13 protein-coding genes are annotated in these 13,054 nt (G+C 44.3%); 1 reads left to right on the top strand and 12 read right to left on the bottom strand.

Annotation, left to right across the window (positions count from 1 at the left end; genetic code table 11):
• The 10 genes from AWV70_RS15815 to ezrA form a co-directional block, all read right to left on the bottom strand.
• Window positions 1–861 (bottom strand): class I SAM-dependent methyltransferase (locus AWV70_RS15815; RefSeq protein ID WP_235588704.1); only part of this gene is annotated, 861 nt, incomplete at its 3' end.
• Between the two features lie 89 nt (window positions 862–950).
• The gene (gene tpx, locus AWV70_RS15810) at window positions 951–1,457 is read right to left on the bottom strand and encodes a thiol peroxidase (RefSeq protein ID WP_060209223.1); all 507 of its coding nucleotides are present in this window, start codon (window positions 1,455–1,457) and stop codon (window positions 951–953) included.
• 33 nt (window positions 1,458–1,490) lie between these two features.
• Complete coding sequence (locus AWV70_RS15805) at window positions 1,491–2,075, bottom strand: RDD family protein (protein WP_235588703.1); 585 nt, start codon at window positions 2,073–2,075, stop codon at window positions 1,491–1,493.
• A 14-nt stretch (window positions 2,076–2,089) separates the two neighbouring features.
• Entirely contained in the window at window positions 2,090–3,094 is a 1,005-nt protein-coding gene (gene sppA / locus AWV70_RS15800) for a signal peptide peptidase SppA (RefSeq protein WP_060209221.1), read from the bottom strand.
• A 63-nt stretch (window positions 3,095–3,157) separates the two neighbouring features.
• Window positions 3,158–4,075, bottom strand: coding sequence for an EamA family transporter RarD (rarD, locus tag AWV70_RS15795; RefSeq protein WP_060209218.1), 918 nt, complete (start codon window positions 4,073–4,075; stop codon window positions 3,158–3,160).
• A gap of 109 nt (window positions 4,076–4,184) precedes the next feature.
• The gene (mbcS, locus tag AWV70_RS15790) at window positions 4,185–5,759 is read right to left on the bottom strand and encodes an acyl-CoA synthetase MbcS (RefSeq protein WP_060209216.1); all 1,575 of its coding nucleotides are present in this window, start codon (window positions 5,757–5,759) and stop codon (window positions 4,185–4,187) included.
• 183 nt (window positions 5,760–5,942) lie between these two features.
• Window positions 5,943–6,152, bottom strand: a complete 210-nt coding sequence (locus tag AWV70_RS15785) for an alpha/beta-type small acid-soluble spore protein (protein ID WP_060209214.1) — start codon at window positions 6,150–6,152, stop codon at window positions 5,943–5,945.
• Between the two features lie 84 nt (window positions 6,153–6,236).
• Complete coding sequence (thiI, locus tag AWV70_RS15780; RefSeq protein ID WP_060209212.1) at window positions 6,237–7,442, bottom strand: tRNA uracil 4-sulfurtransferase ThiI; 1,206 nt, start codon at window positions 7,440–7,442, stop codon at window positions 6,237–6,239.
• Window positions 7,442–8,575: a cysteine desulfurase family protein gene (locus AWV70_RS15775; protein WP_060209209.1), complete on the bottom strand. Its 1,134-nt coding sequence runs from the start codon at window positions 8,573–8,575 to the stop codon at window positions 7,442–7,444. The genes thiI and AWV70_RS15775 overlap by 1 nt, the downstream gene beginning before the upstream one ends.
• Window positions 8,576–8,706: 131 nt before the next feature.
• Window positions 8,707–10,401, bottom strand: a complete 1,695-nt coding sequence (ezrA, locus tag AWV70_RS15770; protein WP_060209207.1) for a septation ring formation regulator EzrA — start codon at window positions 10,399–10,401, stop codon at window positions 8,707–8,709.
• 212 nt (window positions 10,402–10,613) lie between these two features.
• Here ezrA and AWV70_RS15765 point away from each other — a divergent pair, with 212 nt between their 5' ends.
• Window positions 10,614–11,096, top strand: coding sequence for a GAF domain-containing protein (locus AWV70_RS15765; RefSeq protein WP_060209205.1), 483 nt, complete (start codon window positions 10,614–10,616; stop codon window positions 11,094–11,096).
• 47 nt (window positions 11,097–11,143) lie between these two features.
• Here AWV70_RS15765 and megL read toward each other — a convergent pair whose 3' ends face one another.
• Both megL and AWV70_RS15755 read right to left on the bottom strand, forming a co-directional pair.
• Window positions 11,144–12,355, bottom strand: a complete 1,212-nt coding sequence (gene megL / locus AWV70_RS15760) for a methionine gamma-lyase (protein WP_060209203.1) — start codon at window positions 12,353–12,355, stop codon at window positions 11,144–11,146.
• A gap of 85 nt (window positions 12,356–12,440) precedes the next feature.
• On the bottom strand, window positions 12,441–13,054 hold a 614-nt coding region (locus AWV70_RS15755; RefSeq protein ID WP_153010014.1), incomplete at its 5' end, for a GGDEF domain-containing protein.

Genomic DNA, 13,054 nt, shown 5'->3' with positions numbered 1-13,054 from the left:
ATCGGACATATTCGGTACTTTTGACAGCAGCACATCCGGCTTTGCCTTCATTTCAGCAAATGGTTTTTGCAGAATGAAGATGCTCTTCTCGTGTGCAGCGCTGCGGAATAAGGTAGCCGGGAGTTGAAGGACAGCCCTGATGAGCGCATTCTTTTTCAAATAGCGGTGAAGCTCTGCCGATTGATCGGATTCGAAAAGGGATGCCGGTGTCAGGAATATTGCATACCCGCCTTCCTTCAAGTGGTTCATCGATTGTTCAATAAAAAGATGATGGGAGAAAGCATGTCCATCCGCAGGCATCATTTCAAAGCTGATCGCATTGTCATCATCGGGATAATAGCCGACCGGAAGATCACAAACGACCAAGTCGACAGGATCCACTAGCAACGGCCGCAGTGCGTCCTGGACGAAAAAACGGACAGGCTGTTCCAGAAGCTCTGCAGTGACAGCGGACAATCTGACTAATAGCTCATCAATTTCGACGGAAGTCGCTGTAACTTTATCGCCGATTGTATTCATGACAGTAAACAGCAAATTGCCTGTTCCCGCTGCTGGGTCAAGCAAAGTCACTTTCTCCTTATGCTGCATCAGTTTGTTTGCAAAGTGTCCGATGAGCATTCCGAGTGCATCCGGCGTCATCTGATGATTCGGTTGTGCCTGCTCTTTCATCCCCTTGAGGACAGCGAGCTGGATTCCTCTCCGGATTTCCTCTTTTGTTACGGAAGGAGTCAACCGGGGCATACTTTCCCCTGACAGCCATTCCTGACATGCCTCTATTACAGCTTCCAAATAAAGGTCCTCTTTATTAGATTCAGCGTATTCATTTATAAATGTAAAAATCTGTTCAGTATTTGTCACCATGTAATATCCCTCAAATCCAAAATATGCCTTTTAAAAACAACATTCCATAACGGTAATCTGGCCCACCCGTTGCCGAGTGGGCCAGCCAATTATTTCGTCAATTCATTTACTGCTGCAATCGCCTTTTCATAGTCCGGGTGATCCGTGCCTTCACTTACATACTCGACATAAGTGACTGTATCATCCTTGTCGACGACGAAGATGGAACGTGCCAATAGCCGTAGTTCTTTCATGACGACACCATACGCTTCTCCGAATGAAAGGTCTCGATGGTCGGACAATGTTTGAACATTGTTGACGCCTTCCGCTCCACACCATCTTGCTTGTGCAAAAGGTAGATCAACGGAAATTGTTAGCACGACAACATCATCTCCGAAAGAAGTTGCTTCTTCGTTGAATTTACGTGTCTGTTGAGAACAAACGCCGGTATCGAGTGATGGTACGACGCTGATCAAACGGATTTTCCCTTTCGAATCATTCAGCGTGACCGGTTGTAAATCATTGGATAGTACTGTGAAATCTGGAGCTTTGTCGCCTACTGTTACTTCTTTTCCGAGCAATGTGACCGGATTTTGTTTAAAAGTGACATTTACCATGAAGACGCCTCCTTCTCATTTCAATTCATTCTACTAAACAATTGTTCCCGCATGCAACTCTTCGCCCTTGCGTTCCTGCTTAGACTCAATAACTTCTTTTTCAAATGCTTGTTCATGAACTACGTACGTGTCTGCAAACAGGTCATGTAACGCTTCCTTTTTCGGCATAAAAATTACAAGCAAATAAGGGATTGTAAGGAGTTTTGAAATGAATCTGCCGATTACTTCCCTGAACAGGATTGTTCCCCATGTCAGTTTTCCGCCATCTTGCCTGACGACTTTTATTCCTAAAATCATTTTTCCGACTGTCTGGCCAGCCATTTTCGTCATAAATGCAAAATAGCCGAGAAAAAGAATGAGAAGAGTGACCTTGTACGGGCTAAATAACAGGAATGATGGATTGGATATTTTAATATCCAACACTCTAAATATCGGTTTGATAAATATTCCGCTAATCGATGAAACGATTAGCAAGTCGATGACGTATGCCCAAAACCGTGTCCAAAAACCTGCAAATTTCGGCCTGAACCGCTCCGTCCGGATGATTTCGAATTCAGGGGGGCGATTCGGCTCGGGATTGTCATTCATCGGCTGGCTCTGTTCAATATGATCCGTCATGCCTAATCCCCTCCTTATTTTTCACCATATAAGTACATCATCCGTGGTGCATCATAATCCGATAACAATTTACCGATCAGCTCAGATTCCATATTGCGACCGAAAAGATTCCCGACTTCGACTCCAAATAATGATCCAATGCTCTCCATTGGCGCATATTCAAAGACTGTAGCATTTTCCAGCTCGTAATCTGCTTTCATCGCATCGATAACGTCGCCCATTTTGCCGTAACCATCAGCAAGACCGGATTCGATTGCCTGCTTCCCATTCATAATGCGGCCATCTGCGACCTTTTTCACTTGATCCGTCGTCATATTTCGCCCTTCCGCAACGATCGCCACGAATCGCTCGTATGAATCATTGATCATTTCCTGGAGCATATCATGCTCTTCTTGTGTCATTTCGCGGGAACCGCTCATGATGTCCTTGTAAGGACCAGTTTTAATCGTATTGAAATCAATTCCATACTTTTCCGCTAGCTTGGCATAATTGACGCTTTCCATGATGACTCCGATTGATCCCGTAATCGTTTCAGGATGAACGAATATCTTTTCTGCAGGCGCGGATACATAATAACCTCCGGAGGCAGCCAGTCCGCCCATTGCTACATAAATAGGGATTTCCCTTTCGATTTGGATCGACTTGATGGCATCATAAATATCCGATGACTCCACCACTCCACCGCCTGGCGTGTTCACCGAGAGGACGACACCCTTTATCGTTTGATCGTTCAAAACGTCATGAAGCTGCGACATGAACAATTGGTGATTATAACCGCTTGATGCGAACAAGGAACTGCCGACGTCCTGGATGACTCCATCCAATGTAAGTACCGCAATTCGATCCCGGCCTCTTCCTTGCTCGATGACCACCTCGCTATAGCCCGCGTTACCTGTTGCCATTTCTTCCATGAAGCTACTGAAATCCCTCGTAAATAAATACGAAAGTGAGTTAATGCCTATCGAGATGAAAATAAGCACAGCAGCTACGATGATCGCAATCCATCGTTTCATTGCCATTATGTAATTCTCCTTTCTTTCTTCCACCATTGTATACGTTTCACATCAGACAAATGTTTCATTTTACTGGGAAGATTCATGCGCTCCCCTTTTTGCAGCGATTGATGCATATACCTTTGAAACCGTGAACAAGATAAGTGCTGCCCATATGAATGAAAATGATAACATCTCGATTCCACCGAACGATTCCTTATAGACAACTACGCCTATGAACAACATCAACGTCGGTGCTATATATTGAATGAACCCCGCTACATATAACGGAATCATCTGTACTCCTTTCGCGTACATAACAAGCGGAAGTGCGGTTGCAATTCCCGTAAGGATAAGGAGGATATCCGTTTTACTATCTCCGTGCCAAAAGACAGCTTGCCCTTTCATGAAAAGAAAGATGTAATAGCCGATTGCGAATGGTGTAATGAATAGTGTCTCGATTGCCAAACCGCGAAGAGCATCCAATTTGATATTTTTCTTGATGAATCCGTAAATCGCGAATGTTATAGCAAGACATAAAGCAATCCAAGGAATTCTTCCGTACGAAACTGTAAGGATGATGACACCTGTAAAGGCAAGTAAAAAAGCGACCTTCTGCGACGATGAAAGCTTCTCCTTCAGAAAGATGATGCCAAGTAAAACGGAAACGAGAGGATTAAAATAATAGCCGAGACTCGTTTGCACGATATAATCATGATTGACCGCCCATATGTAGGTGAACCAATTTGCCGTTATCAATACCGTTGCGATGAAAAGGCTCCAAAATTGCGACTGGCTTTTCCATAACTCCCGGATGTCAGCAATTAGCAGCCTTCCATTTTTCATGATTAAAACTGCTATAACTGTCGATACGAATGCCCACACGATCCGTCCAGTTAAAATTTCATCACTTTGTACATGTTCAAGATGCTTCCAATAAATCGGCATGATTCCCCAAAAGAGAAAGGCTCCGACGACCCATAGGCTACCTCTTTTTTCAGACTGCATTCAGGCACCCTCCTTTCGAATAGGACAATTATAGTCCTTCCAAAACCATTCGTAAACCCAGCGAGAAAAAACCGCCCATGCCATTCCGGCGTTGGACGGTTCCAGCGATTCATTTATTATGCTCTTGCTTCCTCAACTCGACCCGCATGATTTTACCGGAGGCCGTCTTCGGCAACTCTTTCACGAATTCGATTTTTCGTGGATATTTATAGGGTGCCGTCAGTGTCTTCACATGTTCCTGCAATTCCTTTACAAGATGATCATTTAGCTCCAATTCAGGATTGCGCAGTACGATGAATGCTTTGACGACACTGCCTCGGACTTCATCGGGACTGCCGACGACTGCACATTCCCGCACGGCCGGATGCTTCGTCAGCGCATCCTCAACTTCAAACGGCCCGATCGTATAGCCGGAACTGATGATAATGTCATCGCCCCGTCCTTCGAACCAGAAGTATCCCTCCTCATCCAACCTCGCCCGATCCCCCGTCACATAATATTCTCCCCGGAATTGCATTTTTGTCCGCTCAGGATCATTCAAATACTCTTTGAAAAGAGCTGGCGTGGAAACGTGTACGGCAATATCGCCTACCTCTCCAGCACTTACCGGAATCCCTTCTTCATTGATAATATCCACCCGGTTGCCAGGCGTAGGTTTCCCCATCGACCCCGGTCTTGCTTCCATCCCTAACATCGTTCCTACAAGAAGTGTATTTTCAGTTTGGCCATAACCATCCCTGACAGCAAGATTGAATGTTCTTTCAAAGATATCAATCACTTCCCTGTTCAATGGCTCGCCCGCGGAAACGGCGCTGCGAATGGAAGAGAGGTCATAGTTCTGTAAATCTTCAGCCTTCGCCATGAATCGGTATTCTGTAGGTGTACAGCAGAGTACGTTCACACCATATTTCTTAATGACATCCAAATAGGTTTTCACATCGAATTTTCCATTATATACTAGGCCGGTCGCCCCGCTGCCCAAAACGGATAGGAAAGGGGACCAGATCCACTTCTGCCATCCTGGTGCTGCAGTTGCCCAAACGACATCATCTTCCTCAATACCGAGCCAGTTTGGTCCCGCCGTCCGTAAATGAGCATAAGCCCATGCATGCGTATGAACGACTCCTTTCGGCTTGCCCGTAGTACCTGATGTATACGACAGAAACGCCATATCTGCAGCTTTAGTCGGTGAAGCTTCGAAAGTTGAGGAAGAGAATTCCATCAACTCGGTCAAAGATTTTTGCCCCTCTCCTGCTACCCCGATTACAAATAATTGAACGTCTTTTAGATTTTTCACTGATTCAAACTGATCCATAAATGCTTCAGAAGCGATAATCGCTTTGGCTTGGCTATGTTCCAATCGATACTCAATATCGGAGGAACGAAGCATTTCAGAGCTTGGAATGACAACAATCCCCGCCTTCAATGCTCCAATATATGTTACGTACGCATCGATCGTTCTTGGCACCATGACGAGGATGACATCCCCTTTCCCCAAACCGTTTTCGATAAATACATTCGCGCACTTATTCGCTGAAGCCATTAATTCATCATATGTAATTTCCTTTTCCTGTCCATTCGAATCGACATAGATTAATGCACGCTTCCCCTTGCCTGTAGCGTACTTTTCAAATTCAGAAACTAAATTATAGTTCTCCGGTGCACGTAATTCCTCACGATTCATCTGATTTCCCCCTTTTCGTATGATTCAATTATACAAACGTCATGTAGAAAGTTCAAAACATATTCATTTTTCTTGCAGAACATCTGAATAAACTCCTCATTTAAAGTGAAGACTGGGACGTAATGAAATAGATGCAAAAAGAAAAAACTGCCCCGGAAACCCGGGACAGCCTTCATCTACTTGTTATTGTTGGAAACCCTTCATTTGTTGTTGGGCTTGACGCACTAATCGCTTTGTAATTTCTCCGCCGACGGATCCGTTGGCACGCGATGTGGAGTCCGGTCCAAGTTGTACACCAAATTCTGATGCGATTTCGTTTTTCATTTGGTCAAGAGCTTGTTGTACCCCTGGAACTAGAAGTTGGTTTGAGTTGCCGCTGTTGTTGTTGGCCATGTCGTTGTCACCTCCTTGTGCATATAGAATGGACCGTTTCCGGAAATTCATGCAGGAGGAACAATGGTAATAATTCCCCTTATATCAAAGCAGATCCTCGAATTCATCCTTCTCTTGCTGTTGCCAAACTTCGATGACTTCCCTATTGCTAACCGCTTCATCAATCAAAGGTTGAAAATCGAAGAAGCTTTCATAATGATGGACTTTTTCAAGTCTCGGTTTTGTTTTCGGGTTGCTCGGGGTAAAGATTGTACAACAATCCTCATATGGTCTAATTGAAGTTTCGTACGTCCCGATCTGTTGGGATATCTCGATAATATCCAGTTTATCCATTGCAATCAACGGACGGAGAATAGGTGTGGCTGTCACTTCGTTAATGGCAGTCAAGCTCTCAAGTGTTTGGCTCGCCACTTGGCCAAGGCTTTCTCCTGTGACAAGCGCCAAGGCACCGATCTCTTCTCTCACTTGATCGGCGATTTGTAGCATCATTCTTCTTGTCGTCGTCATCGATAAATTATCCGGCACTTGTTGGACGACTGCTTGTTGCAATTCTGTAAAAGGAATGACATGAAGACGGACCGGTGCACCGAATGAGCACAGTTTTTCAGTTAAATCCATTACTTTCCTTTTTGCCAATTCGCTCGTATACGGAGGACTTGCGAAATGGATTGCGTCGATCGAAACGCCACGCTTCATAAGGAGGTATCCCGCGACCGGGCTATCAATGCCTCCCGAAAGCATGAGCAAGGAATGCCCATTCGAACCGACTGGCATGCCGCCTGCACCTTTATAAACTTTGGACGTTAGAAACGCGCCTTCTTTCCTGATATCGACAAGCAATAGAATATCCGGCTTTTTCATTTGAACGGTAAGTTCGGGGAAATGATGCAATACATGTCCACCGATCGCCTGTTGCAGTTCACCCGTCACGTATGGGAATGTTTTATTCGCGCGTTTGATTTCTACTTTGAATGTTTTACCTGCCGTTTCTTCCATGCCAATCACTTCGAGCGACTTTGCTTTGATAGCGTCTAGATCAGCATTACACATAGCGACCGGACTGAATGACTGGATGCCGAAAATATGCGGCAGCCGTTCAATTGCTTCTTGCATATCCGACTCGTCATCTGCGATTAGAAACATGCGGTCCCGTTCAGCACGAAGTTGAACAGATTTCAAATCAGTCATTGCAGCTTTTATGTTATTTCTCAATTTACGCACAAAGTGGTTGCGGTTACGGCCTTTTAAAGACAATTCTCCGTATCGTATCAAAATTTCTTTCCATTCCATCAGTTTATTCCCCTCTCAATCAATTCCATAAAGCTTTTAAGCACTTTTATAAATTCGCCGATTTCGTCTTTTGTCGTAGTATTGCCGAAACTGATGCGGATGACACCGTTTTTAAATTTCTTCTCCAATCCGATTGCTTCGATGACATGTCCAGCACTTTTACTTTTTGAAGAGCAGGCGCTTGAAGTTGAAATGATGATGCCTTGCTCTTGGAAGTAGTTCACAGCCACTTCTCCATTAATCGATTTGAACGACAAGGATAAAATATGCGGCGCACCACATTCCGGAGAAAGAATTCGAATGTTTTCGTATGAACGGCATGCTTCCATTAGTAAACTCCGCCATTCCCGATAATCCGCCCTTTCTATCTGAACAGAGCTGATTCTCATCGCCTTTGCCATCGCGACTGCATTCGGAACAGAAACGGTACCACTTCTTAAACCGTTTTCTTGGCCTCCGCCAAAATTAATTGCATGCGGCATTACGCCTTTTTTCAAAAGTAATGCACCGGAGTTTTTTAATCCGTTTATTTTATGCGCAGAGATGGTGATGGCATCCATTCCTGCTGACTCCATGCTGACAGGCAGCTTTCCGAAGCTTTGGACACAATCCGAGTGAAAGATGGCGCGGCTGTTTTTCTTGACCAATTCGGCGCATTGTCCAATCGGTTGGATGGTGCCGATTTCATTATTGACGTGCATGATGCTGACAAGCACCGTGTCTTTTCTCAGCTTTTTCTCTAATTCCTCCAACGAGATAAGTCCTTGGGCGTCAACTCCCAAATAATCCACTTCGAATCCTATTTCCTCTAATTTGCGGCAAGCATTAATGATGGACGGGTGCTCAATTTGGGTTGTGATAATATGATTTCCCCGCGTACTGTATGCTTCAGCGAGACCTAGAATAGCCAAATTATTCGCTTCTGTTCCGCCGGATGTGAGTACGACTTCTCCGCTTTCATTGTCAACCAGTGTGAGCATTTGTTCCTTCGAACGTTTCAATAAAGCTTCCGCTTCCCTTCCAAACACATGCAGCGAAGCGGGATTCGCGTAATATTTCATATTTGCAGCTATGAATGATTCAAGGACACTTTCATCCGGCCGCGTCGTTGAACTATTATCAAAATAAATCATATGGATTTTCCTTTCTATTTTTCAGCTTTTCACATGTCTAGCTTCAGACGCTTTTACTCGCAACAAAGCCACCTGCACTTAGTATGCCGGTGGCTCGTTATTGTCAACCCACTATCACTTGCTTGATTATATTAGACTTGTTCTTTCAACATTTCTTCAATTTGCTTCATGGCGCCAGGCTCGACTGCTTCCACGGCAGTAGCCGCTTCTTCCAGCGCCTTTGCATAGCGGAATTGCCTAAATGATTCTTCTGCATCGAGCAATTTTTCGTGCATTTCCGGATTGGATACGCGATAGCGGTTTCCATATTGGATGATCCGCTCAACGAGCATAACATTTTCCAGAAGCTCATCGACTTTTCCATTCACTTCTTTTACAACGATTTGGGCATTCGCTAAATAACTTTCAGCAACCGACATATTTAATGGGACTTCCTGCAAGCTTTGGCTCACCAGGAATAGTTGCTCCTCCGCTTCTTCAAGCCGAGCGTCCATTTCGTCCGGAATGCCGGGAATATTACCTCTGTGGAGCTTTCGGTCTGCATTTTGCAGTTCACGCGCAAGGTCTGTCAGCTTGTTCCTGACATCATTTTCATCTATCCGAAGGTTTTTCATACGATTAGCAAGGCTTTCCTGTTCCTCTGCAATTTCCTCGAGCTCATCTGAAATTCCTTTAAGTTCCGCTTGCAAGTAGGAATAGGCCGATTCCTCTTCCTCCATCATGATTTTCAGCATATCATGGCGATTTTGGATCGTCTCCAACTTTTTTAAGCTTGCTTGCGGCAATTTCGCTTCTTTTTCATCAAGACGGTAACTTTGTTGAACGTATACAGCTTCATCGGATGTTTCCCTCGTCAACTGGATAATGTCTTTAAGGGTATCTTCGATGTCAGCAAAATGATAATCAACATAATGCTTGGCATTCACTTCATTTTCCAATGAGTCGTAGAATGCATCGATGCGATCGTTCATTTCCATGACGTTTTGTCTTACCGTATCGATGTCAAGATCGGCCAGCATCGATAATTGTTCGCCGATTCCTTCTTCGATTTCATCCAATTGCTTGCGCAGGTCAATATGTGCCAAGTTATAAGATTGTTCTTCCATTTCCTTAATGCCGATCCGTAATTCCCGTATGGAGGCCGGCATTTTGTTTTGAAGCTCTGTCAGCAATGAAGGAATCTCATGGATAAGCGTCGACAGCCTTTCCCCTTTTGCAGATAAGGTAATGACGATTTCACGCGCAAGCAGATAATTCCCATTTGCCGTTAATTCATCATATTCCTCAAATTTAGGAGTGAAGGATTCAAGCTCTTTCTCCAAAGGAACAACGGTCATTCCGTAAGAATGCTGGTGGGCCAAAATTGTTTTCCTAGCTAATCGGTATTGCTCGCGGAGATTTTCCATTTCAATCCTGTTCTTTTCCTCGCTGCCGATCAATTCATTCAGCTCATCCAATATGTCGTTTTTTCTTTTATCACATTCGCGGATTTTTTCCTGGATCTCTTTTTCCGTCGCTGTTGCCTTTTTAAAACGGAACCGATCGATCAAATCTTCCGCATCAAAGAGCAAAGAATCGATTTTAGGCATATGTACGTCGACTACTTCTGTCCATTCATTTCTCCACCGTTCGAATTTCTCCTCAGTTTCGCCTGTCATATTCAGCTGTTTGACTTTCATCATCTCTTCAAAGATTGGCTTATTTTGAATCTGCATCTTTTCATGTTCCAGTTTATTGATTTCACTAATATGTTTGCGCCTGAACAAAAAGGCGATGGTAATAAGCACAAGTAGAACAATAATTGGAATGATGAAATATTTCACCATTGTGATCCCCCTATTCCGAAGTCACTGAAATGAACTTTTTAACCACTAGTTAAAATAATATTATCTTATATAGTAACATGTTTAAAGCATTTTCGTATGAATTTGGACGAATTATAGGGAAAAAGTTGTTTTCGGGGCATAATCCCGCGAAATTTGTAGAAAATCCTTGAGGAACGTATACTGGAAAGGACTATTTTTCTGGGGGTGCTTTTATGTTTACTGCAACTGATTATTCGGATACTCCGAAAGAGAAGTACGCGCAATTGGCAAAGCAGCTTGATGCCTTGCTTTCCGGAGAGAGCAACCGCTATGCGAATTTGAGCAACGCATCCGCTTTGCTGAATCAATTTTTCGACCGCATCAATTGGGTCGGCTTTTATATGATGGATGGTGCGGATGAGCTTGTGCTCGGTCCATTCCAAGGTTTGCCCGCGTGCATACGGATTCCGCTTGGCAAAGGCGTTTGCGGGACAGCAGCTCAAAAGAAGGAGACTATTTTGGTTCCGGACGTTAACCAGTTCCCTGGGCATATCGCATGTGATGCCGCATCACGTTCTGAAATTGTCGTTCCGTTGATTAAAGACGGCATAGTGATTGGGGTTCTTGATATCGACAGTCCGGAATATGACCGTTTTACTGATGATGACCAAGAGGGGCTTGAACGATTTGTGGAAGTGCTTGTTAAGCATATCTAATATGAATGAAAATGGCCTAGCGTATGTAAAGTACGCCAGGCCATTTTTTATGCATGGGTTGAACGATTTTGTTCCAATGCGATGAAGGCGGAATCGAGGTCGGCGATGAGATCGTCTGCGTGCTCAAGACCGACAGATAAACGAAGCAACGAATCAGTAATGCCCATTTGCAAACGGTCCGCTTCCGGCACGCCTGAATGCGTCATTGTCGCCGGATGTTGGATGAGTGTCTCGGCATCTCCGAGACTGACGGCAATTTTGATTAAAGACAGACTGTCGATGAACGATTGTGCGCTTTCCTTGCCGCCTTTCACTGTGAATGAAATGAGCCCGCCCCCAGCTTTCATTTGACGTTGTGCAATAGCAAACTGCGGGTTGCTTTGATCGAATGGATAGTATATGTCTTCGACAAGCGTTTGGCCTTTTAAATAGTCTAGGATTTTCTCGGCATTTGCCGTATGCCTTTCCATCCTTACAGGTAGCGTCTTCAATCCGCGGATAAGCAACCATGCGTCAAACGGGGACATGATTGCTCCGTAATCTTTTTGAACACTCATCTTAAGCTTCTGCATTTCATCGGCATCTTTCCCGACAAGCAATCCAGCGATGACATCGCCGTGTCCATTAATATATTTCGTTGCGCTATGCAAGACAAAATCCGCCCCATAATCGATTGGATTTTGTAAATATGGTGACGTGAATGTGTTATCGACAACAACAACCAATCCATGCTTCCGTGCTACATTACATACCATTTGCAAATCAACCAATTCCATCGTTGGATTGATCGGTGTTTCCACATAAATAGATACCGTTTCAGGTGTGATTGCCTTTTCAATCTCCTCCTCTGTCGTCATACTGATCAAACTATGTGTAATATTATATTTCTCTTGCAAGATTCCAAGAAAGCCGAATGTACACCCATAAATGCCCCTGGAGCAGATAATATGATCTCCCGCTTTCGTCAAGTGAACGAGGATGGAGCTGACTGCTGCCATTCCGGAGCCGAAAGCTAGTGCAGCTGCTCCGTTTTCAAGTGCAGCTACTCTTTCTTCAAGAACGCTGACAGTCGGACTGCCGAGTCTCGAGTAAATATTTCCCGCCTCTTCACCCGCGAAGCGCTTTTCCCCTTGCATTGCATTTTCAAATGAATAGGTCGAAGTCTGATAGAGTGGCACCGCCAAACTGCCATGATGCTTTGAATCATCATAGCCTTCATGGATGACAAGAGTATCTTTATGAAGTATCTGTTTATTCATTTCCATTCCGCCCTTCGTTTTTTGTAAGCACTTACATTCCCTATTTTCATTTTACCCTCTTTACTGAAAAAGAAAAAGAGCAACTTCAGCGACTTTTCATCGCCGAAGCCGCTCCGTGCAGGACAAAACGGTTCTTCCCATAGTTTTTCGCATGATATAATGCACGATCTGTGGTTTGGAAAAGTTCTTTATATGATTTGACATCGTCCGGGGACCAACCACTCAATCCAATCGAAACCGTTACGCCAGGTTCGGTAGTTTCAGGTATTCCCTTCACAAGTTGTCGGGCGAAATCGAGACCTTCTTCAACTGTTGCGGTCGGCATGAAGACCGCGATTTCCTCGCCGCCCCATCTGCTTGCGATTCCCTTTCCTTCCACTATCGATAGGATGAAGGTCGATATTTGCTGTAATACCAAATCCCCTGTCGTATGGCCGTAAGAATCGTTCACCAATTTAAAATCATCGACATCCATCAGGAGGAATACACCGGATTCTTCTTTTTCTATCGTTGATGTAACGATTCCATCCAAATACGAACGGGTGAATAATTTTGTTAAATGATCTTTATTAACAAGCTCCTGTAATTGATCGCGCAGCATGATGTTCGAAATTGCTAACGAAGAATGGCCGATGAGGGATCGCATCAGTTTGAAACTATCAAATGAGAAAAAATATTCTTCCCGGTGCATGAGGATTA

It is taken from the genome of Sporosarcina koreensis, from assembly GCF_001531445.1.
Classification (GTDB): domain Bacteria; phylum Bacillota; class Bacilli; order Bacillales_A; family Planococcaceae; genus Sporosarcina; species Sporosarcina koreensis_C.
Note: the sequence above shows the minus strand (reverse complement) of the source record. Positions and strands in the feature narration are given on the sequence as shown.

What these genes read in the sequence shown, in the direction of transcription:
- AWV70_RS15805 (WP_235588703.1), bottom strand. Translation starts at nt 2,075, where the DNA reads ATGACGGATCATATTGAACAGAGCCAGCCGATGAATGACAATCCCGAG.
- ezrA (WP_060209207.1), bottom strand. Translation starts at nt 10,401, where the DNA reads ATGGTGAAATATTTCATCATTCCAATTATTGTTCTACTTGTGCTTATT.
- AWV70_RS15765 (WP_060209205.1), top strand. Translation starts at nt 10,614, where the DNA reads ATGTTTACTGCAACTGATTATTCGGATACTCCGAAAGAGAAGTACGCG.
- rarD (WP_060209218.1), bottom strand. Translation starts at nt 4,075, where the DNA reads ATGCAGTCTGAAAAAAGAGGTAGCCTATGGGTCGTCGGAGCCTTTCTC.
- sppA (WP_060209221.1), bottom strand. Translation starts at nt 3,094, where the DNA reads ATGGCAATGAAACGATGGATTGCGATCATCGTAGCTGCTGTGCTTATT.
- AWV70_RS15785 (WP_060209214.1), bottom strand. Translation starts at nt 6,152, where the DNA reads ATGGCCAACAACAACAGCGGCAACTCAAACCAACTTCTAGTTCCAGGG.
- mbcS (WP_060209216.1), bottom strand. Translation starts at nt 5,759, where the DNA reads ATGAATCGTGAGGAATTACGTGCACCGGAGAACTATAATTTAGTTTCT.
- thiI (WP_060209212.1), bottom strand. Translation starts at nt 7,442, where the DNA reads ATGGAATGGAAAGAAATTTTGATACGATACGGAGAATTGTCTTTAAAA.
- tpx (WP_060209223.1), bottom strand. Translation starts at nt 1,457, where the DNA reads ATGGTAAATGTCACTTTTAAACAAAATCCGGTCACATTGCTCGGAAAA.
- megL (WP_060209203.1), bottom strand. Translation starts at nt 12,355, where the DNA reads ATGAATAAACAGATACTTCATAAAGATACTCTTGTCATCCATGAAGGC.
- AWV70_RS15775 (WP_060209209.1), bottom strand. Translation starts at nt 8,575, where the DNA reads ATGATTTATTTTGATAATAGTTCAACGACGCGGCCGGATGAAAGTGTC.